Origin of the sequence: Chromobacterium sp. CV08, assembly GCF_051129845.1 — a bacterium.
In the GTDB taxonomy this organism is placed as follows: Bacteria; Pseudomonadota; Gammaproteobacteria; order Burkholderiales; family Chromobacteriaceae; genus Chromobacterium.
Genome location: NZ_CP150453.1, coordinates 924,752 through 944,468, shown reverse-complemented (window position 1 = coordinate 944,468; position 19,717 = coordinate 924,752). Strand labels below are relative to the sequence as shown.

Below are 19,717 nucleotides of genomic sequence, written 5' to 3'. Positions count from 1 at the left end.
GGCGAGTATCTTTTACAGTATTTTTTTGAGCAGATTGGCTGCGTTCGGGACCGTGGCGGCGGAAGAAGCCAGTTGCTTCACATCGCGCGCCTGTTGCAGCATGGCCTGCGCCTGGCCGGCCACTTGCTTGGCCTGGTCCAGCGTATTCTTGGCTTGGGACAGTTGACCGGCGGCCGCGGCGACGCCGGGCGGCAAGGTCTTGCCCACCAGGCTGGAGAGCTGGCTAATCGCCTGCTTCTTCACCGCCTCTCCGCCCACCAGCTGTTTCACCGCTTCTTCCGGCTGTGGCACAAAGGGGAAGATGTCGGCCTTGTCCTTGTTCGGCCGGCCCAGGAAGTCGACCTGGGCGGGGCCCACCGGCAAGCCGTGCACCATCGCCTTGCCGGCCTCGTCCAGCACGCCCTTGTGTTTGACGCCCAGCGCGTCGGTGACGACAAACTTGCCCTGGTTCATCGAGACGCCGTTGGCGAATTCGTGGATGACCTGCAGATTGCCGGTGCCGGGCTTGGCGAATGCCGGGGTGGGGGTGCTGAGGCTGGCCGGGCCGCTCAGGCTATGGCTGGCGCCCTTGACGCTGACCTCGCTGGGGCAGTGGATTTCGATATTGCCGCCGGCGATGCGGATGTAGCCGCCGCCGCTGGTCAGCAGCACTTCCTGGCTGGCGGCGATCTGCGCCTTGCCCTTGACGGAGGTGATCGTCAGTTCCTGGTCGGCCGTCAGCTCCATCGCATCGCTCTGCGCCTGCACCTGCACCTTGCCCTTCGCCGCGATCAGCTTCAGCGCCACCTTGTCCTTCACCCCCGCCACGAACAGGCTGATGTGCTGCCCGACATTGTGCAGCCAGCGCCGGCCCGTCACCTGGTTCGCGTCCCGCTGCGCCACCAGGTTCAGGTTCTGCCCGGCTGAGACGGTCTGGCTTTGCTCGGTGACGCTGGCGATGCCGGCCGGACCCGACAGCACCAGCAGCGGCTGTTGTCCCGCCTGCTCCTTGCCGCTCTTGCCATCTTTGTCGGTGTTGCTGCCCGCTTCCCAGGCCTTCAGCGCCTCCGCGTGGTGCTGCAGGTGGCCGTCGGCCTTCTTGCCGGCCTTGCCGTTGTCCGGATCGATGCCGTCCGGACCGGTTTCCATCGTGTCGGCCAGCTGGCCCGCCGCCGCCTCGCCCAGCGATTGCGCCAGGTTCAGCGCCGTGTCGAGCTGCGATTGGGCGTGCTCTCTGGCCAGCTGTTTGCCGGACGCACCGTTCTGCGCTTCGGTGCTCAGCAAGAGACCGTGCGCGGCGCGGATCGCGCCGTGGTGGTCGGTCCTCAGTTCGAAGCCTTCGCCGCGCGGCTGCGCCTTGCCGTTGCTGCGCGGCTGGGTCAGGAAGCCCTGGTTCAGCTGGGTCTTGCCCGGCTCGCTGGACAGCTTGGCGCGCACTTCGCCGGGGGTGTCGTCGAACAGCAGCTCGCTGTAGCCGCCGCCCTGGTGTTCCTTGCTCTTGATGCCGGACAGCGTCTTGTTGGCCGGCAGGCTGCCGGCGCCGCTGAAGTCCGGCGGCGGGTGGCTGCCGTTGTACAGCACCCCGGTGATCACCGGGCGGTCGATGTCGCCTTCGATGAAGTCCACCAGCACTTCCTGGCCGATGCGCGGCAGGAACTGGTGGCCCCAGCCGGCCCCGGCCGACGGCATCGCCACCCGCAGCCAGCACGACGATTTGTCGTCCAGACCGGCGCCTATCGTCGGGTGTTCGTCCGGCCGCTGCCAGTGGAACTGCACCTTGATCCGGCCTTGCTCGTCGGTGTGCACTTCCTCGCCGGCGGGGCCGACCACGGTGGCGGTCTGCACCCCGAGGCTGGTCGGCCTGGCCTGTTCCGTGTGGGCGTAGGCCGGCGTCAGCGGAATGCCGCGCCGCTGCGCCTGGATCCGGGTGGTGAACGGGGCGTCGGCGGGCTCGCCGGCCGGCAGGATGGACTGCAGATCGGTCGGCAGGTTGTTGCGCACCTGCAGGGTCTGCCCGGTGACGACGAATTCGCGCTGCTCGGCGGCGTCGCCTTCGTGCGCCGGATGGTCGTCGAGGCGGAACCACTGGCCGGCGGTCAGGCCGCGGATGGAGCCTTCTCCCTCGAAGGTCTTGGCTTCGGCGTCGTGCGCCTGCTGACGCAGCCGGGCGTAGTGCGCCAGCTGCTCGGCGTCGCCGGCGTAATACAGGCCCTGCGGATCGTAGTCCTGCAGGCTGGCTTGCAGCGCCTGGCCGGCCTGGCCCTGTTCGATCTGGCTGCTGTCGCCGCTGTGCTGCGTCGAGACCGGTCGGTAGTCGAAGCTGGCCAGCGCGACGCTGCCGGGCACGATCCGCCGCGCCGCCTGCCAGTCGGTCAGACCATCCTCCTCTTCCGTCGCGTCGCTGCGGTGGAAGCGCACGCGCTCGACTTCGGCCGGCGGCAGGCCGTAGACGTCGTCGAACACCACCAGCTTGACCTGCGGGCTGTCTCCATCAAGATGTTCGAAACGCCAGGCATAGCCCTCTTCGTGCAGCAGGCGGACGATGAAGTCGTAGTCGCTTTCGCGGTATTGCAGGCAGTAGCTTCTGGGAGAGGTCGGGCCGACCTGGATGTCCAGCGCCTGCACGCGGGCGAAGGCCGGGTTGGCCGCCTGGTGTTCTTCGAGGATCTGCCGGACGATGGCCGGCACGTCGAGGTCCTGGAACACGCGCGAGGCGCGGCGGTGGCGCAGCAGCGCGAACGGCGGTTCCACCGTCAGTTCGTAGCGGGAGAAGCCGCCGTCGGAGCCGGCGAGCCGGGCCTGGCTGACGACGCCGCAGCGGACGGTTTCGCGGCCCTGGGCGTCGGCGATGCCGAGGCGGGCGCTCTGGCCGAGCAGGGTCTTCAGTTCGATATTGGCGTCGGGCGACAGGCAGCTGACGGTGTAGCGGTACGGTCGGGACACGCCCTCCTCGCCGTCCAGCGTCTGCGGCAACAGTTGCCCGGCGGCGATGTCGCCGTGGCCGAGCGCCAGCGTCAGCAGACGGTGGTCCTGGGTGAAGGCGGAAGCGAAGCTGGCGAGGAGTTGATTGATGTCCATGCTGGAAGCCCGAAATAGAAACACCCTCGTATCGAGGGTGTATTGCACGCATGCATATTGACGCCGCAGTCTATCACAGGGTGTCAATTGATTTGATTGCAACCATTCCAAACCGGACTGTCCGAAAGGCCAGGCAAGCTGTCCCGCCGCGCCGGCGCATTCCACGCCTCGATATCGGTATTTATCCGCGCTTGTCCGCCGCCCGAGCCGCGTTGCGGCGCAGGGTAGGCAGCTCCGACAATCTCACGCCCTCCGGCACGCCGCGCCGCTTGGCGTGGCCGACGCGCTGCGCCCGGTAGATGCCGGTATGGCCGGAACACAGATAGCTGACCACGCAGGCCAACGCGGCGTAGACGCCGATTTCCGGCCCGAACAGTTCCACCGCCATCATCGTCGACGCCAGCGGCGTGTTGGCCGCGCCGGCGAACACCGCGACGAAGCCCATGCCGGCCAGCAACGGAAACGGCAGGTGCAACAGCGGCGCCAGCGCATTGCCCAACGTCGCGCCGATATAGAACAGCGGCGTCACCTCGCCGCCCTTGAAGCCGGCGCCCAGCGTCACCGCGGTGAATGCCAGCTTGCCGGCGAAATCATAGGCCGGCAGCGGCTGCAGGAAGGCGGAGACGATGGTCGGGATGCCCAGGCCCAGGTAGGCGTCGGCCGGAATCGCCGCGGCGGCGAGCGCGACGATGGCGCCGCCTATCAACGGCCGTGCCGGGGCGAAGCCGATCCGCCGCTTGAACTGCGCCGAGATCGCGTGCACCGAGTCGGCGAACAGCTTGCCGGTCAGGCCGAAGAGCGCGCCGGCGATCACCGAGGCGATCAGGCTCCAGCCGCTCAGATCCGGCACGAAGGGGATGGCGTAATGCGTGTGATGCACGCCCCAGGCCAGTCCGACCTGGTCGGCGACGATGGCCGCCGCCATGCACGGCAGGATGGCGTCGTAGCGCAGACGGCCTATCGCCAGCACCTCCAGTCCGAAGATGGCGCCGGCCAGCGGCGTGCCGAATATCGAGGCGAAGCCGGCGCTGATGCCGGCCATCAGCAGAATGCGGCGGTCCTCCGGCCGCAGCGGCAGCAGGTGGTTGAGCTGGTCGGCCAGCGCGCCGCCCATCTGCACCGCCGTGCCCTCGCGGCCGGCCGAGCCGCCGCACAGGTGGGTGGCCACGGTGCCGATCAACACCAGCGGCGCCATCCGCAGCGGGATCATCTTCCTGGGATCGTGGATTTCGTCTATCAGCAGATTGTTGCCGGCCTCGACCTCGCGTCCCAGCCGCCAATAGGCGAGACCGACGAGAAAGCCGGCCAGCGGCAGCAGCCAGATCAGCCAGCGATGGGACAAGCGCATCGCCGTCGCCCAGTCGAGCGCGAACAGAAAGAAGGCGGACGCCGTGCCGGCCAGCGCGGCCACCAGGCCGGCGAGCAGCAGCCATTTGACGATATGGAGCAGGATGGCGAGCGGTTCGGGGAGTTGATTTGCGGTCATGCGGGTCCAGTCGTTCTCATCGTTGAACAGGCCTGGACGGAGGAAAAGCGGAGCACGCGCCCACGGCTTCCCGGTCCAGGGAATACCGTAGGCATCATCAGCTTTGGTAAGCGGTTACAGGAGGAATGCCATCTCCGTTGCCATCGATTCTACGAAAGCGGCCGCCGGCACGCAAGCGGCGCCCATCGCCGCGGCTAGCGCCGCGCCAGGCGCGCGCGCAGAAACTCGATGAAGCGCCGGGTCTTGGCCGGGATCAGCCGGGTCTCGGTGATCGCATACACCGGAATCGGCGCGCCGGACCACGCCGGCAGGACGCGCTGCAGGCTGCCTACGGCCAGTTCGTCGGCCACCACGGCCGCCGGGATCAGGATGATGCCCATGTCCAGGACCGCCAGGCGGCGCATCAGGCCGACGCTGTTCAGCGCGAAGCGCCCGCCTACCGCGACACCGGCCGTCTCCCCGCCATTCTCCAGCTTCCAGAATCCGGCGCCGGCCTTCTGCATGCCCAGGCATTCATGGCCCGCCAGTTCGGCCGGTTCCGCCGGCTCACCGCGCTGTCGCAGATAGCCCGGTGACGCGTAGAGCTCCGTCGGCAGCGAGGCGAGATGACGCGCGATCAGCTGCGAATTCTCCGGTTCGCCCATGCGGATCGCGACGTCGAACGGCTCGCTGACCAGATCGGCGCGCCTCGGCGTCAGATCGAAGTCGAACGCCAGGCCTGGATGCCGCTTGGCGAATTCCGCGATCAGCGGCGCCAGGTAGGCGACCGCGAAATCAACCGGCAGCGAGGCCCGCAGCACCCCGACAGGCTGGGCCAGCATCTCGCCCAGCTGCTCGTGCGCCAGCCGCGCCTCGTCGACGATGCGGCGGCAGCGCTCGTAGTAGATCAGTCCGGCTTCGGTCAACTCCACCTTGCGCGTCGTCCGGTGCAAGAGGCGCAGGCCGATGGCCTTTTCCAGCGCGGAGATCCGGCGCGACAGCGTCGAGTTGGGCACGCCGGTGGCCTCCGCCGCGCCGCGAAAGCCCCTGGCTTTGACCACCTCGACGAACAGCGCCATATCGTTCAGCAACTCCACTCACTGCTCCATATTTGGATCAATCATTTCCAAAATACCATATTTATCCCATTAAAAAACAAGGAGATGATGAACTCCGGCAAATCGAACCCGCCATCGCCGAGCAGCCCAGCCGCTTGCCGTGATTGCTGAATCGATAGAAATCGGATTTGCCGACCGCACACGGATCACTGCAAAGGAAGACGCATGAACACGATTTTCACGCCGGCCGCGATGGGCCGCCACTCGCTGAAGAACCGCATCGCCATGGCGCCGATGACGCGCAGTCGCGCCGGCTTCGACGGCACGCCGGGCGAATTGGCGGCCACCTATTACGCGCAGCGCGCCGGCGTCGGACTGATCATCGCCGAAGGCACCCAGCCCTCCGACGACGGCCAGGGCTATCTGGCCACGCCCGGCATCTACACCGACGCGCACGTGGCCGGCTGGAAAAGCGTCGCTGCGGCGGTCCACCGGCACGACAGCGCCCTCTTCATCCAGCTGATGCACGTCGGCAGGATGTCGCATCCGGACAATACGCCCCATCATCGCCAGGCCGTGGCGCCGTCGGCCATCGCGCCGGGCGCCCAGATGTTCACGCCGACCGGCATGCAGGACATCCCCACGCCCAGGGCGCTGAGCCTAGACGAAATCGGCCGCACCGTGGAGGACTTCCGCCTGGCCGCGCGGCGCGCCATCGAGGCCGGCGCCGACGGCGTCGAAATCCACGGCGCCAACGCCTATCTGATCCAGCAGTTCCTGGCGCCCAGCGCCAACCAGCGCGCCGACCGCTATGGCGGCTCCATCGAAAACCGGGCCCGCTTCGCCATCGAGGTCGCCGCCGCCGTCGCCGACGAAATCGGTCCCGAACGCACCGGCATCCGGCTGTCGCCCGGCACCCCGATCTGGGGCATAGACGAAGGCCCGGAAGGCCCGGCGCTGTATCGATACCTAGTCGCAGAACTGGACAAGCTCGGCCTGGTCTATCTGCACCTGATGCATCTGGGCGACGAGGCCCTGCTGCGCGATCTGCGCCAGCTCTGGAAGCAGAACCTGATCCTGAACCGCCCCGGCCAAGCGCGCGAACGGATAGGCTCGGACGTCGAGTCCGGCCTGGCGGACCTGGAGTCCTACGGTCAGATGATTCTCGCCAATCCCGACTTCGTCGCCAGGCTGCAGGCGAACGCGCCGCTGAACGAGGCCGACCGCGCCACCTTCTACGGCGGCGACGCGAGGGGTTATACCGACTATCCGGCGCTGAACGCGCCGAACTGAGTCGGGAAGCCATCATGCCCGTCATCGTCAGCTTGCGCCCGGTCAGCCGCGGCAACCATTTCCAGGCCCATGGACTGCGCGACGCCGCCGGCCGGCTGGACCCCTTCATCGGCGTCGACCACGCCTGGATGAGCTCCCCGACCTTCCCGGCCCATCCGCATGCCGGCTTCTCCGCGGTGTCCTATGTGTTCGCCGACTCGGAAACCGGCATCGACAACCGCGACTCATTGGGAACGCGCAATCTGATCCGTCCCGGCGGCCTGCACTGGACCGCCGCCGGCAGCGGCATCGTCCACCAGGAAGACCCGGCCGAGACCGGCAAGACCGTGCATTCGCTGCAGATCTTCGTGCAGCTGCCCCCGGCAGCCCAAAACGGTCCGCCATCGGCGCACAGCCTGGAGCCGGAAGACATGCCGCAGGTCCGCCTGCCTGGCGCGAGCATCCGCGTCGCGCTGGGGAGCCTCGACGGCCGGGCTTCGCCGTTGACGCCGCCGACGCCGGTCACGCTGCTGGACATCGCGCTGGAGGACGGCGCGTCGGTGGCGCTCGCCGTGCCGGCCGGCGACGGCGCCTTCCTGCTGCCCATCGCCGGCGAGACCGCCGTCGACGGGACGCCGTTCACGCCGGACGGACTGAGCCTGCCGGTCTACCCGGCCGACGGCCGATCCCGCTCAATCTCGGTCCAGGCCCGCATCGTGTTTTTCCGGGGGCGCCCCCTGACTTCGTCGCAGTATCGACACCAGGAGCATCAAGCATGAGTTTTGAACGATATACCGCCGACAATGCGGCGCTATTGCTGATCGACCATCAGGTCGGAACGATGGGCTGGGTGCGCTCGCTGCCTTTCGAGGAGATGAAGCGCAACGCGCTGATGCTGGCCCAGGCGGCCCGCATCCTGAAAATGCCGGCAGTGCTGACCTCCAGCATGGAAGACTACGCGCAGGGGCCGTTGCTGGCCGAGCTGGCCGACATCCTGCCCGCCGCGTTCGACGCGCGCGTCAAACGCGCCGGCATCGTCAACGCGATGGATGATCCGGACTTCGCCGCCGCGGTGCGGGCGACCGGCCGCAAGAAACTGATCGTCGCCGGCGTCACCAACGACGTCTGCACGGTGTTTCCGGTGCTCAGCCTGGTAGGCATGGGCTACCAGGTCCAGGTTATCGCCGACGCCGGCGGCTCGCCCGGCAAGCTGGCCGACAACATGGCGCTGCGGCGGATGGAAAAGGCCGGCGCGACGCTGTCCAGCACCAATCAGGCGATCGCCGAGCTGGTCGGCAGCTGGGCCACGCCCGAGGGCAGGGAGATCGCGCAGCGGCTCATCATGCCGTCGATGCCGCAGTAAGAGCCTGTTCAAAGTCTTTTTGCGGCAGCAGCCACCTCTGCCGGATGCAGGGCGCCCAAAGCGGCCCAAAAGACTTTGAACAGACTCGAAGGCTGACGGGGTGGCGCATCGGCGCCGCTCCCGCCCGGCCGCCTTCGCTCAGCGGACGTCCACGTCGGGATTCAAGCTGTAAAGACCGGTCAGGCTGGCCTGCCCCAGCACCGGAGCCTTGGCCAGCGCCGCCCGGATGTTGGCGCCGGTCGGCGGCCCCTCGACGTCCAGCGTCGGCGTGGCCAGCGCGTAGACGGTGAAGACGTAATGGTGGACCCGTTCGTCGTTCCACGGCGGGCACGGACCGTCGTAGCCGTAGTAGTCGCCGCCCATCTGCTCGTCGCCGGCGAACCAGGCGGTGTAGTCGTTGATGCCGTGCCGCAGGCCACCGGGCGCGTCCGGTCCCGGCTTGCCGCGCGGCGTGACGGCCGAGGAATGCGAACCTGCGGCGATCTCGGCGGTGCCGGCCGGAATGTCCAGCAGCAGCCAGTGGAAAAAGTCGATGCGCGGCAGCGAGGCCGGCACGACGCGGCCGGCCTGGTTCACGTCGTCGCCGCGGCTGGGCACGTCCGGATCATGGCAGACGACGACGAAGGAGCGGGTGCCCGCCGGCGCGCCGCTCCAGGCAAGGTGGGGATTGCGGTTGGCCGACAGCGCGATGCGGGTGTTCGCGTCGGGCACGGCGAACGCGAATTCGCCCGGAATCGGCTGGCCGTCCTGGAAGTTCTGGCTGATCAGTTGCATATGAGCTTGATCCCATGCGGTGGTGAAGGAGGAAAATACCGGCAGGGGACAGTATAAGGATTTCGGGCGGGCCGGGAAGCGATCGCGGTCCGCCGCGGACTCAGCCCGCTCGCGCGCCGTCGTCGCGCAGCCGGTCCAGCACCCATTGCGCGCGGTCGGCGCACGCCAGCCCGCCGGGACCGTTCTCTATGCTGTCGATGGCGAGCAGCAGCTGCGCCCTGCTCTGCTCCAGCCGCGTCTGCAGTCGTTCGATCTCCGCGACCTTGTCCTTCAGACCGTCCAGCAAGGCTTCATGCCGCCAGGCGTTCGGCGCTACCGGCAGCAGATGGCGTATCTCGTCCAGCGAAAAGCCCGCACGCTGTGCGCCGGTGATGATCTCCAAAATCCATAGCGCCTCCGGTCCGTAGTCGCGGTAGCCGTTGGCCCGGCGCTCCACCGCCTGTATCAGCCCGTTCGCCTCGTAAAAACGTATGCGGGAAGCCGTCAGGCCGCTGCGCTTCGCCAGTTCTCCGATTCTCATCCGCACCATCCCGAAAGCGCTTGACCTTAAACCTGACTTTAAGCTTATGGTTGAGCTGGAGTCAATCGGAGGATCGATGCATGAAGCTATTCGACAAGCTGGCGCTGCCCAATGGTTCGAGCATTCCGAACCGCATCGCCAAGGCCGCGATGGAAGAAAATATGGCGGACGCCGGGCACGCGCCGTCCGAGGCCCTGCTGCGCCTCTACCAGACCTGGGCAGATGGCGGCGCCGGCCTGCTGATCAGCGGGAATGTGATGGTGGACCGCCGCGCGATGACAGGGCCGGGCGGCGTGGTGCTGGAGGATGGACGGGATCTCGACCGGTTCAGGCGCTGGGCCCTGACCGGCCGCGCCAACGGCGCGCAGTTCTGGCTGCAGATCAATCATCCGGGCCGCCAGATGCCGGCCGGGATGGGTCAGAAAACCTGGGCGCCGTCGGCGGTGCCGCTGGAACTGGGCAAGTTGTCCAGGCATTTCGCCACGCCGGAGGAGATGACGCCGCAAATGATAGACGAGGTGATCGGCCGATTTGCCCGGACCGCCCAACTGGCGGAGACGGCCGGCTTCACCGGCGTGGAAATCCACGCCGCCCACGGCTATCTGCTGAGCCAGTTCCTCTCCCCGCTCAGCAACCGGAGAACCGACGCCTGGGGCGGCCCGCTGGAAAACCGGGCCCGGCTGCTGCTGCAAATCGTCAAGGCGGTCCGCGCCGCGGTCTCTCCCGGCTTCGCCGTCGCGGTCAAGCTGAACTCCGCCGACTTCCAGCGCGGCGGCTTCAGCGTCGACGACGCCCGGCAGGTGGTGATCCTGCTCAACGACCTGGCCGTCGATCTGGTCGAGCTGTCCGGCGGCAGCTATGAGGCCCCGGCGATGCAGGGCCAGGCCCGCGATGGGCGTACCTTGGCACGCGAAGCCTATTTCGTCGAATTCGCCCGCGATATCCGCACCGTCGCGCGGATGCCGGTGATGGTCACCGGCGGCATCCGCCGCCGGCCCGTCGCCGAGCAAGTGGTAGACAGCGGGGTCGACATGGTGGGCATCGGCACCGCGCTGGCCATCAAGCCGGACCTGCCGCGCGACTGGCTAAGCGGCGGGGAATGCTCGCCGGCGCTGCCGCCTATCCGCTGGAAGAACAAGCCGCTGGCGTCGCTGGCCAATATGGCCGTCGTCAAGTTCCAGCTGCGCAAGCTCAGCCGCGGCCAGACTCCCGATCCCGGCGTATCGCCGCTGCGCGCACTGCTCGCGCAACAGCTGTCCGACGCCTGCCTGACCCGCCGCTACCGGCGCAGGATGCGCTGAGCGGACCTGAAACGCATCGTTCCCGGCGGCGGCCGTTTTCATCGCCGCCGCCGGCCCCAGTCCGACCGGCCTCCCCACAGACTTTCCCGTCCCCTCTCCTTGCTGCCGGCGGCTGAAACTCCGCGACGGCCGACGCGCCGCTGCAAGTCGCCGATACCTCATTTTGACCTTTTCGCAAACAGGGTTTCCTGTGAGCGCTTTTTGTAAGCGCTTGATTTATGGCTGCGTTTAAATGCACTCACTTATTTTCGCCCTTGATTACAGGAGCTGACATGATTGTGAATTCGGCCGTAAACGCTCGTCCTCAAAATCTCTCTTCCCATTCCGGCGTCGAATCGACCCAGGCAAACCGCGGATTTGCCCAGGTTTACGACAAAAGCGATTTCAAGACGGTGCCGTCCGAAATTCACATGGTCTGGGTCGGCTCCAAACCGGGCGCCAGCCAGCAGCAATATCTGCGCGAATGGTCCGATAAAAACCCGGACAGCGCGGTCAATCTATGGGTCGACTCCAAACAGTTCGGCGCTTACGCGGCGAACAAGGAAGTCAGGGAGCAGGTCAACGCGCTATTCCCGGACGCCAAGCAGTACCAGCAGGAAAAACTGTTCCGCGGCTTGTTCAGCCAGTTGAAGACCACCTTGCGGCAGCCGGATACGGCGCTCAACCGCGCCGCGCAGAAACAGGCCCTGGGCGAATTGAACAAGGAGCTGGGCGCAGAAGACAACCGTGCCCTGTCGCAGGCGCTGCTGCCCGACGGCGGCAAAGTCACGCCGCAAAACGCGGAGAAAGTCCTGCAGGCGTTCCAGCAACGGACGCAGGGCAACGACGAGAAGTTTCTGCAGGCCGACCGCCTGATACTGGACCAGACCGTCAAGGCCTGGGACCGCTGCGCCGGAGACTGCCCGCGCGATACCGACGCGCTGCAGGCGCTGCGCGAGCAGTTCGCCGATCGCGGCAATATCCATATCCGCGACCTCAGCGATCCCAGCGACATCCAGTTGAAGAACCGCGACGCCTACCAGCATGAAATCATCGGCCGGAACGGCGCCTACCCCGCCGCCTCCGACATCGCCCGCTACGAGATCCTGCATACCTACGGCGGCGTCTACGCCGACATCGACCTGGAGTGCACGCAGCCGTTGAGCGGCGCCTTGAACGCGCATCCGGACCTGATGCTGGTCGGCCTGGCCGAGGGCAAGCGCGAAGCCAGCGGCAGCTCGACGCCGTACTTCGCCAACGCCCTGCTGGCCAGCCACCCGGGCAGCCGGATGCTGGCCGACTTCATAGACAAGATAGGCAACGACTACCAGGGCATGCGCGGCAACCAATTCGCCGGCGACCGCTACTTCAGCCGCCCCAACAAGAGCACGATCGAAGGCACCGGTCCCAACGCGCTGCGCGGCCAGGTGGGCACGGTGATCCACCAGGGCGAGCCCGAACGGATGCGCAACGACCCGCAATCGCTGGCGGAACGGATCTGGGACCGCTCGCAGCCGCAGAACCAGGACTTCTGGGCCGCGATGGAATCCCACTTCAAGTTCCCGGACGGTTACGTCAACTTCGAAACCGAGGAACAACAGCAAAGCGCGACCAAGGACATGGCCTAAGCGTCGTCGGCGCCGATCCCGCCCGGACGCGGGCCGGCGCCAGGCGACAGGCTCCCGTTTTTCCGCACTCCGCCGACAGGACCCAATACGATGTCCACCTCAATCAGCCTCGATACCCGCCAGACGGCGTTTTCCCTGAGCAACGAACGCGTCAGCCGCATGATGAGCGGCGACAAGCAGACCGCCACGCACATGGGCCTGTGGGACAAGATCAAGGACTTGTTCCGGACAGAGAAGAAGCAGCAGGCCCTGGATACGCTGTTCGAACTGACGAACACCTGGCGGGGCCCTTCCCAATCGTTTTACGCCTTCAACCAGCTGGCCCGGATGGCCACGCCGAACAACCGGACGCTGTTCACCATGGCGGTCTCGCCGGAGCAGGCGGACTACCGGATCAATTATTGCATCAACGGCCATGTGGTGAAGACGGAGCAGATGTCGCCGGCGGCGCGGGACATGATTCTGGCGCGCCTGGGCCTGCCCACCGGCGCGGAACACGTGCAAACGCAGGCGGTATCGCTGGAGGACTACCGCCGGGAGGTCTCTCCGGAGCAGATGCAGCAACTGAAGGACGGCGATTTCGGCGCCGGCGGCGTGCACAAGCGCTTCCATGCCGGCACCGGCGTGCTGCAGGCCCGGGACGATATCGGCCGCGAGGACTTCGTCCGCGAGAACCGCCTGCAGCAATACGCGGAATCGCACGCGGATCTGCAGCACTACATCTCCACCCAGCAGCAGATAGACGCGCCGCAGGGCGTCAGCGGCAAATTCGCCTACGCCCAGGTGCCGCTGTACGACCAGGACCAGATCACCAGCCGCGAACTGGACCAGGCCCTGCCCACGCTGTCGCCGAACCAGGCCAAGAGCGTGGCGGCCCAGCTGGTGGACATGGCCAGGGCCTTCTATTGCAAGCAGCTGTCCCACCGCGACTTGCACATGCAGAATCTGCTGGTACACGAAGAACGCAAGGAGGACGGCGCCGTGTTCCTGAAAGCGATAGACTTCGGCCGCGCCAAGTTCGGCGCCGCGGAGTTCGAGGCGGAGCGCTTCAACGACATCGACTACCTGTTCGACCGGCAGGGGTGCTCGCTGGCGGAAACGGTGGGGCGCAACTACCTGGCCGGCAAGGATTCGGCGGTAGCCAGAAAGCACTATCCCTTGCACAAACTGCTGGAGCGGTTCAACCACCGCGGCGCGGACGTGACGGAGACCCTGTCCGGCATAGGCGCGCGGCTGAAGGCCGATCTTCAGATGGCCGGGGACGATCCGGTGCGCATCGACCAGGCCTTCGAATGCGCGTCCGGAGAAGTGCAGATGGCGCTGGGATGGGTGGCGCGGCCGCAATAGGCGTCGCCGGCCGCCGGCAGGCCGGCATAATGCACATCCACGCGGATCGGCCGACCGGCCGAACCACGCGTGTATGCTGGCCGCACTTGGGTACCATAGGCTGACCGCGCACAAACTCTGCACAGGCTCGGCTCATGGCGGACAGAAACGGCGGGAATTCACCCGCCGTGTACGATAATGCCTCAGCTGGCCTTGCCTGCCGGAATCTGCTGGGTTATGCAATGAATATTGCCGCCGCCAAGTAGTACCTCGCGTGCCGGGACGCCGACAATTCGGTACTCAGGGAAGATCTCCTGCAGTCGGCGGGCTGCCTCGGCATCGGTACGCTCATCAAGCAGCGGGAAAATAATCTGTCCGTTGCTGATCAGGAAATTGACATAAGACGCGGCCATGCGCTCGCCGACCTCGCGTGGCACCGCCTGCCCGCTAGCCACCACGCCAGCCGTTTCATCCTGCTCGTAGAACAAGGGGCCCGGGGCCGGCATCTTGTGGATCTTGAGCTGACGTCCCTTGGCGTCGCGCGCTTTGGACAGCACCTCGTAGGCGGCCTGCGAACGCGGATACTGCGGATCCTGCTCATCGTCGACCCAGTGCAGCACCACCTCCCCTGGACGGGCAAAGCAGCACATATTGTCGATGTGACCGTCGGTTTCATCCATGAACACGCCTTCCGGCAACCAGATGAAGTGCGTCACATTCAGATACTCGGAAAGCAAGGCCTCAATCTGGGCTTTGGACAAATCCGGATTGCGATTGGGATTGAGCAGACATTCTGCGGTGGTAAGCAGCGTACCTTCGCCATCGACATGAATCGAGCCGCCCTCCAGCACCAGCGGGGCCGCGTAGCGATCAAAGCCATGGTGGGCCAGCACCTGGCTCGCCACTTCACTATCCTGATCCCAAGGATGGTACAGCCCGCCATTGAAGCCGCCCCAGGCATTGAACTGCCAGTCCACGCCGCGCAGATGACCCGCCTGATCGATCACCATGGTCGGTCCGCTGTCGCGCATCCAGCAGTCATCGCTATTCATTTCCACCAGCGTCACTTCGGATGGCATCACAGCGCGGGCCTCGGCCATGCATGCTTGCGGCACCGCCATGAAGACCGGGGTGGCCGCCGCAATGGCCTTGGCGATGGCGGCGAAGGTCTGTTGCGCTTCGCGGCCGGCATGGCGCCAGTTATCCGGACGCTGCGGCCAGATCATCCATACCGCCTGATGCTCTGCCCACTCGGCCGGCATGTGAAAACCGTCGGCGGCAGGTAGACTCTTGTGCGTTGTATTGTTCATTTTGATCACCATCGACTTGATAAATGCCATCAGAAGTATTCAATAGATCGTGCATTTGCGGATGACAGACTCGGCACGTCTCCCGATCTGCGCGATGCGGAGGCTCGACCAATGCACATGCGCCGGGCGGATCAGCCTTCTCGCACTTCAGACTGCCTCTGCAATGAGCGACGAAGTGATTGACAGATGCAGTCTATGGAGAGCCAAACTATTCAGCAAATGAACAATACGAATACTTTCATAAATACGGTGAATGGTGTGAAACTGCATCAACTGGATCTGAACCTGCTGCTGGCACTGGATGCCCTGATCAGCCTGCGCAGTGTCACACGTGCGGCAGAGAAACTGTTTGTCAGCCAGCCTGCGATGAGTCACTCGCTCAATCGCTTGCGGACATTCTTCGACGACCCGCTGCTGGTGCGCTCGCCGCATGGCATGCTGCCGACACAAAAAGCACTCTATCTGCAACAGGGCGTCCATCAGGCGCTCAGCCTGCTGCAAAGCCATTTCAGCCAGCCGGAGGCTTTTGACCCGGCCACATCGGTGCGCCGCTTCACCCTGTGCACCACGGATTATGTAGAGTGCGTGCTGATTCCGCCTCTGGTGAAAAAACTGGCGGAGGAAGCGCCTAACGTTCATATCGACATCACCATTCTGCGGGAAGACATTCCGGAACTGGCGCTTGCCGACGGTGAAATCGACTTCCTGCTGGGTTTTGACGAATACATGTCCATCCCCAGCTATCTGTGCCGCGAAACCTGGCTGAACGAGCCGCTGATCGGCATCTTGCGCCATGACCACCCTCTCCGGAGCGATAGGCTGACACTATCGGATCTGATTGCCTTGCCGCATGTCTTCCACGCACCGTTGGGCAATCTGGGGTCGCCAATGGATGATTTTCTTGCCGAGCGTGGCTTGCAGCGCAAGATTTCGGTGCACAGCCAAAGCTATATGGCTGCAGCCGCCATCGTCAGCAACACCGATCATTTGTTTATCCTGCCTAAGAAAGTGGCGGCGATGATGGCGGGCTACTGGCCGTTGAAGACCGTTGCGTTGCCGGAAGAGTTGCCAGGCTATCACCTTAACTGCATCTGGCACCCAGTACAGGATAGTAATCCTGCGCTGCACTGGCTGCGCGATTTGATGCGCAAGCTCATCGAATCCGATAATGCGGCGCACGACATGATGCGACCTCGGTATTCGTCGCATGAATGAGTGCATTAAAATGAATCATTTTCCCGCATGACGCTATCTCTTGTAGATTAGCCGCCATATTGCAGAACAGCCCATGCGTGCGCCGGCTGCCGTGCGGCATGACCCGCCTGCGCATGCAGAAAACGGTCACCGCGATGGGAGTGAAATCCGTCTTTTTAGTGGAGGTAGTAGCATGATCGAGGTTACCGAGCTATCCATTGCCGAGCTGCGCGCAGCGCTCGAATCCGGGCGTTCGACAGCGGTTGAACTGGTCAAGGCCTATCTGGCGCGGATAGAGGCCTACGATGGCCCCGCGACGGAGACCAGGCTCAATGCGGTGGTGGTGCGTAATCCGGATGCGATCAAGGAAGCCGAGGCATCCGATGCCCGTCGCGCCCGTGGCGAAACGCTGAGCCCGCTGGACGGCATCCCCTATACCGCCAAGGACAGCTATCTGGTGAAGGGGCTGACCGCCGCTTCAGGCAGCCCGGCGTTCAAGGATCTGGTAGCCCAACACGATGCCTTCACCATCGCGCGCCTGCGCGCAGCCGGGGCCATCTGCCTGGGCAAGACCAATATGCCGCCAATGGCCAATGGCGGCATGCAGCGCGGCTGCTACGGTCGTGCCGAAAGCCCCTACAACGCCGACTACCTGACGGCGCCGTTTGCCTCCGGCTCGTCCAATGGCGCCGGCACCGCTACGGCCGCCAGCTTCGCCGCCTTCGGCATGGCTGAGGAGACCTGGTCGAGTGGCCGCGGCCCGGCCTCGAACAATGGTCTGTGCGCCTATACGCCATCTCGCGGGGTCATCTCGGTACGCGGCAACTGGCCATTGACACCGACCATGGACGTTGTCGTGCCGTACGCCCGCACCATGGCAGACTTGCTCGAAGTGCTCGACGTCATCGTCGCAGACGACCCGATCAGCCGTGGCGACCTGTGGCGCCTGCAGCCCTGGGTGGAGATTCCCAAAGCCTCCGAGGTTCGGCCGGATTCCTATTCCGACCTGCTGGCTCAGCCGGACATACTCAAAGGCAAGCGCTTTGGTGTACCACGCATGTACATCAACAAGGACGAACTGGCCGGCACCAGCGAGACACCGGGTATCGGCGGCCCGACCGGACAGCGCATCCATACCCGCGCGTCTGTGATCGATCTCTGGGAGGCCGCGCGTCAGGCACTGGAAGCCGCCGGAGCAGAAGTCATCGAAGTGGATTTTCCGCTGGTTTCCAACTGTGAAGGCGATCGTCCCGGCGCTCCCACCGTATTCAACCGCGGCATCGTCTCGCCTGAGTTCCTCAATGACGAGCTGTGGGAGCTGTCCGGTTGGGCCTTCGATGAGTTCCTGCGCGCCAACGGCGACCCCAAGCTCAACAAACTGGCTGACGTGGATGGTCCGAAGATCTTCCCGCACGATCCGGGCACCTTGCCAAACCGCGAAGGCGATCTGGCCGCCGGCATGGACGAATACGTCAACATGGCCAAGCGGGGCCTCAAGTCCTATGACCAGATTGAAAGCGTGCCGGATGGTCTGCGTGGTCTGGAAAAGACCCGCAAGCTGGATCTGGAAGACTGGATGGATGAGCTGAAGCTGGACGCGGTGCTGTTCCCCACCGTGGCCGATGTCGGCCCGGCTGATGCAGACGTCAATCCGCGCTCCGCCGACATCGCCTGGAGCAACGGCATCTGGGTAGCCAATGGCAACCTCGCGATCCGCCATCTTGGCGTCCCGACGGTTACCGTACCGATGGGGGTGATGGCCGATATCGGCATGCCGGTGGGGCTGACTTTTGCGGGGCGCGCCTATGATGACAACGCGCTGCTGCGCTTCGCTGGCGCATTCGAAGCCACCGGCAGCAAGCGCATGATCCCGCCGCGCACGCCACCGCTAGGTCGATGAGCACCAGCCGGGTCAGTCCAATTCGCCGCGTTTGCGAATCGTCGCCATGATGCTCGCCTTGCATAAGCGTGCATGACGGTTGTGGCAGGAGGGGGGATGGTGCGGCAAGTTTGGGGCGAAAAGTCCGCCACGGCATGAAAAAGTGGTCTGTCCCTGCCCCCGTGGACAGCGGGTTAAGCACTAAGCTCTGAACGACGGCGTTCGAACTCAACTGGGGTCAGATACCCCAGGGTCGAATGACGGCGTTGGTGATTGTAAAAGCGGATGTAATCAAACACATCCGTACGCGCCTCCTCGTAGCTCCGGTAGTGGGTCAGATCGGTCCCGCGTTCAAAGAGCATTTTGGACTGAGTATCCCAACAGTTCCCGGTGCGGGAGTGGCTCGGTACCATTCCGTGCCGTTTCAGCAATGCCTGGTAGTCAAAGGCACAGTACTGACTCCCGCGGTCCGAATGCAGAATCACTTCTCCTGAAGGCTGGCGGCGCGCCACTGCCATCGTCAGGGCAGCATGCACCAGTTCTTGCTGCATTCGATGATGCATGGCCCAGCCCACTATCGCCCGGGAGTACAAGTCGAGCACCACCGCCAAGTACAGCCACCCTTCACCGGTCCGGATATAGGTCATATCCGACACCCAACGCTGATTGATGTCGCCACCAACAGCAAATTGTCGCTGCAGCAGATTAGGCGCCACAGGTAGAAGGTGTTGACCACCACTGACGGGTCGACAATGTTTACGAGTTCTAACCCTGATACCGTTTCGCCGCATCAGGCCCGCGATGCGATGCCGCCCGCAGGCGAAGCCCTGTGCAAGAAGTTCGGCATGAATACGCCGATGGCCATAAATACCATTGACCTCGGCATGCACCTACCGGATTTCACGTAGTAGTTGTCGGTTCGCCATCTCTCGCGCCGAAGGTGGGCGGTGTAGCCAAGCATAGTAGCCACTGCGGGACACACGAAACAGTTGGCACATCGGGGCTATCGGGTAGCGGTCCGACAGAGCCTGAATCGCGCGGAATTTCACTTCGTGGGTTGCGAGAAGATGGCGAGCGCCTTTTTTAGGACATCGCGCTCCATGGTAACGCGGGCCAGTTCATCCCGCAGTCGCTTGAGCTCGGCGGCTTCACCGGTCTGTTTGCCTCGGCCCGGGAAGGCATCTGGTCCTGCGTCTTGGAGCTGACGCTTCCACTTGCCCAGCAGTGACTCGGTAATGTCAAAGGCTTGGGCAACATGCCGTAACGGGGTGCCGGCAAGTACCTGCTCAACTGCTTCGCGCTTGAGGACCTCTGGGAAAGTACGTCTGGTCTTGGTCATGAACACTGCTCCTTGGTGGGGATTATCCACCTTAAGTTAGTGTCCATGGGGATCGGAACAGACCACTTCCGCCAGTCTTGCGAAAATATGGCATTAGCCTTATCGAAAGGGGCAATTATGGATAGCTTCGATCATCTGCACCAATACGATCAGCAGCTGGCCTACGGCGACTGCGTGCTAAAAGTGGCGCGGGATCTGGACTACGCCAGCCAAAACAGATTCTTGATGGTCAGACCAACTTGAGTAGCCGCA

16 protein-coding genes and 1 riboswitch are annotated in these 19,717 nt (G+C 64.6%); of the genes, 8 read left to right on the top strand and 8 right to left on the bottom strand.

The annotated features are described in order from the left end of the window. Positions 1 to 12: 12 nt before the first annotated feature. From WNM05_RS04500 to WNM05_RS04490, 3 genes are all read right to left on the bottom strand, one after another. Complete coding sequence (locus WNM05_RS04500) at positions 13 to 3,057, bottom strand: type VI secretion system Vgr family protein (RefSeq protein ID WP_434632852.1); 3,045 nt, start codon at positions 3,055 to 3,057, stop codon at positions 13 to 15. Positions 3,058 to 3,238: 181 nt separating this feature from the next. Next, complete coding sequence (locus WNM05_RS04495; protein WP_434632851.1) at positions 3,239 to 4,543, bottom strand: voltage-gated chloride channel family protein; 1,305 nt, start codon at positions 4,541 to 4,543, stop codon at positions 3,239 to 3,241. 81 nt (positions 4,544 to 4,624) lie between these two features. Beyond that, positions 4,625 to 4,688, bottom strand: a riboswitch (Fluoride riboswitch). Positions 4,689 to 4,737: 49 nt separating this feature from the next. Continuing rightward, positions 4,738 to 5,619 carry a LysR family transcriptional regulator gene (locus WNM05_RS04490; RefSeq protein WP_434632848.1) on the bottom strand — a complete coding sequence of 294 codons (882 nt, stop codon included), beginning with the start codon at positions 5,617 to 5,619 and terminating at the stop codon, positions 4,738 to 4,740. Between the two features lie 186 nt (positions 5,620 to 5,805). Between WNM05_RS04490 and WNM05_RS04485 the strand changes: the two genes are divergently transcribed. The 3 genes from WNM05_RS04485 to WNM05_RS04475 are packed head-to-tail and all read left to right on the top strand — an operon-like array spanning position 5,806 to position 8,215. Beyond that, positions 5,806 to 6,873: an alkene reductase gene (locus tag WNM05_RS04485; protein ID WP_434632846.1), complete on the top strand. Its 1,068-nt coding sequence runs from the start codon at positions 5,806 to 5,808 to the stop codon at positions 6,871 to 6,873. A gap of 14 nt (positions 6,874 to 6,887) precedes the next feature. After that, the gene (locus WNM05_RS04480; protein WP_434632844.1) at positions 6,888 to 7,631 is read left to right on the top strand and encodes a pirin family protein; all 744 of its coding nucleotides are present in this window, start codon (positions 6,888 to 6,890) and stop codon (positions 7,629 to 7,631) included. Then, complete coding sequence (locus WNM05_RS04475; protein ID WP_434632843.1) at positions 7,628 to 8,215, top strand: isochorismatase family protein; 588 nt, start codon at positions 7,628 to 7,630, stop codon at positions 8,213 to 8,215. The genes WNM05_RS04480 and WNM05_RS04475 overlap by 4 nt, the downstream gene beginning before the upstream one ends. A gap of 138 nt (positions 8,216 to 8,353) precedes the next feature. Here WNM05_RS04475 and WNM05_RS04470 read toward each other — a convergent pair whose 3' ends face one another. Together WNM05_RS04470 and WNM05_RS04465 are read right to left on the bottom strand one after the other, a co-directional pair. Next, positions 8,354 to 8,989: a YbhB/YbcL family Raf kinase inhibitor-like protein gene (locus tag WNM05_RS04470; RefSeq protein WP_434632840.1), complete on the bottom strand. Its 636-nt coding sequence runs from the start codon at positions 8,987 to 8,989 to the stop codon at positions 8,354 to 8,356. A gap of 100 nt (positions 8,990 to 9,089) precedes the next feature. After that, positions 9,090 to 9,509, bottom strand: a complete 420-nt coding sequence (locus tag WNM05_RS04465) for a MerR family transcriptional regulator (protein WP_434632837.1) — start codon at positions 9,507 to 9,509, stop codon at positions 9,090 to 9,092. 80 nt (positions 9,510 to 9,589) lie between these two features. On the opposite strand from WNM05_RS04465, the gene WNM05_RS04460 reads away from it, so the two are divergent. The 3 genes from WNM05_RS04460 (at position 9,590) to WNM05_RS04450 (ending at position 13,764) form a co-directional block, all read left to right on the top strand. Beyond that, positions 9,590 to 10,810 (top strand): NADH:flavin oxidoreductase/NADH oxidase family protein, encoded by a 1,221-nt coding sequence (locus WNM05_RS04460; protein ID WP_434632834.1) that lies wholly within the window; start codon positions 9,590 to 9,592, stop codon positions 10,808 to 10,810. Between the two features lie 410 nt (positions 10,811 to 11,220). Then, positions 11,221 to 12,417: a TcdA/TcdB catalytic glycosyltransferase domain-containing protein gene (locus WNM05_RS04455; protein ID WP_434632832.1), complete on the top strand. Its 1,197-nt coding sequence runs from the start codon at positions 11,221 to 11,223 to the stop codon at positions 12,415 to 12,417. Between the two features lie 90 nt (positions 12,418 to 12,507). Beyond that, a complete protein-coding gene (locus WNM05_RS04450) occupies positions 12,508 to 13,764 on the top strand; it encodes a hypothetical protein (protein ID WP_434632831.1) in 1,257 nt (418 codons plus the stop codon). A 182-nt stretch (positions 13,765 to 13,946) separates the two neighbouring features. Here the strand turns inward: WNM05_RS04450 and aguA are convergent, their stop codons facing one another. Continuing rightward, positions 13,947 to 15,083 carry an agmatine deiminase gene (gene aguA, locus WNM05_RS04445; RefSeq protein WP_434632830.1) on the bottom strand — a complete coding sequence of 379 codons (1,137 nt, stop codon included), beginning with the start codon at positions 15,081 to 15,083 and terminating at the stop codon, positions 13,947 to 13,949. A 165-nt stretch (positions 15,084 to 15,248) separates the two neighbouring features. Between aguA and WNM05_RS04440 the strand changes: the two genes are divergently transcribed. Then, the gene (locus tag WNM05_RS04440; RefSeq protein WP_434632829.1) at positions 15,249 to 16,268 is read left to right on the top strand and encodes a LysR family transcriptional regulator; all 1,020 of its coding nucleotides are present in this window, start codon (positions 15,249 to 15,251) and stop codon (positions 16,266 to 16,268) included. Between the two features lie 172 nt (positions 16,269 to 16,440). After that, entirely contained in the window at positions 16,441 to 18,147 is a 1,707-nt protein-coding gene (locus tag WNM05_RS04435; protein WP_434632827.1) for an amidase, read from the top strand. Positions 18,148 to 18,320: 173 nt separating this feature from the next. On the opposite strand, the gene WNM05_RS04430 is transcribed toward WNM05_RS04435, so the two are convergent. Both WNM05_RS04430 and WNM05_RS04425 read right to left on the bottom strand, forming a co-directional pair. Beyond that, entirely contained in the window at positions 18,321 to 19,016 is a 696-nt protein-coding gene (locus WNM05_RS04430) for an IS3 family transposase (RefSeq protein WP_434632825.1), read from the bottom strand. A 155-nt stretch (positions 19,017 to 19,171) separates the two neighbouring features. After that, on the bottom strand, positions 19,172 to 19,465 hold the full coding sequence (locus tag WNM05_RS04425; protein ID WP_434632823.1) for a transposase: 294 nt from the start codon (positions 19,463 to 19,465) through the stop codon (positions 19,172 to 19,174). Positions 19,466 to 19,717 lie beyond the last annotated feature (252 nt).

Coding starts and splice junctions, on each gene's coding strand:
- WNM05_RS04465 (WP_434632837.1), bottom strand. CDS start 9,509: ATGAGAATCGGAGAACTGGCGAAGCGCAGCGGCCTGACGGCTTCCCGC.
- WNM05_RS04475 (WP_434632843.1), top strand. CDS start 7,628: ATGAGTTTTGAACGATATACCGCCGACAATGCGGCGCTATTGCTGATC.
- WNM05_RS04500 (WP_434632852.1), bottom strand. CDS start 3,057: ATGGACATCAATCAACTCCTCGCCAGCTTCGCTTCCGCCTTCACCCAG.
- WNM05_RS04440 (WP_434632829.1), top strand. CDS start 15,249: ATGGAGAGCCAAACTATTCAGCAAATGAACAATACGAATACTTTCATA.
- WNM05_RS04495 (WP_434632851.1), bottom strand. CDS start 4,543: ATGACCGCAAATCAACTCCCCGAACCGCTCGCCATCCTGCTCCATATC.
- WNM05_RS04455 (WP_434632832.1), top strand. CDS start 11,221: ATGGTCTGGGTCGGCTCCAAACCGGGCGCCAGCCAGCAGCAATATCTG.
- WNM05_RS04470 (WP_434632840.1), bottom strand. CDS start 8,989: ATGCAACTGATCAGCCAGAACTTCCAGGACGGCCAGCCGATTCCGGGC.
- WNM05_RS04450 (WP_434632831.1), top strand. CDS start 12,508: ATGTCCACCTCAATCAGCCTCGATACCCGCCAGACGGCGTTTTCCCTG.
- WNM05_RS04485 (WP_434632846.1), top strand. CDS start 5,806: ATGAACACGATTTTCACGCCGGCCGCGATGGGCCGCCACTCGCTGAAG.
- aguA (WP_434632830.1), bottom strand. CDS start 15,083: ATGGCATTTATCAAGTCGATGGTGATCAAAATGAACAATACAACGCAC.
- WNM05_RS04480 (WP_434632844.1), top strand. CDS start 6,888: ATGCCCGTCATCGTCAGCTTGCGCCCGGTCAGCCGCGGCAACCATTTC.
- WNM05_RS04425 (WP_434632823.1), bottom strand. CDS start 19,465: ATGACCAAGACCAGACGTACTTTCCCAGAGGTCCTCAAGCGCGAAGCA.
- WNM05_RS04435 (WP_434632827.1), top strand. CDS start 16,441: ATGATCGAGGTTACCGAGCTATCCATTGCCGAGCTGCGCGCAGCGCTC.
- WNM05_RS04460 (WP_434632834.1), top strand. CDS start 9,590: ATGAAGCTATTCGACAAGCTGGCGCTGCCCAATGGTTCGAGCATTCCG.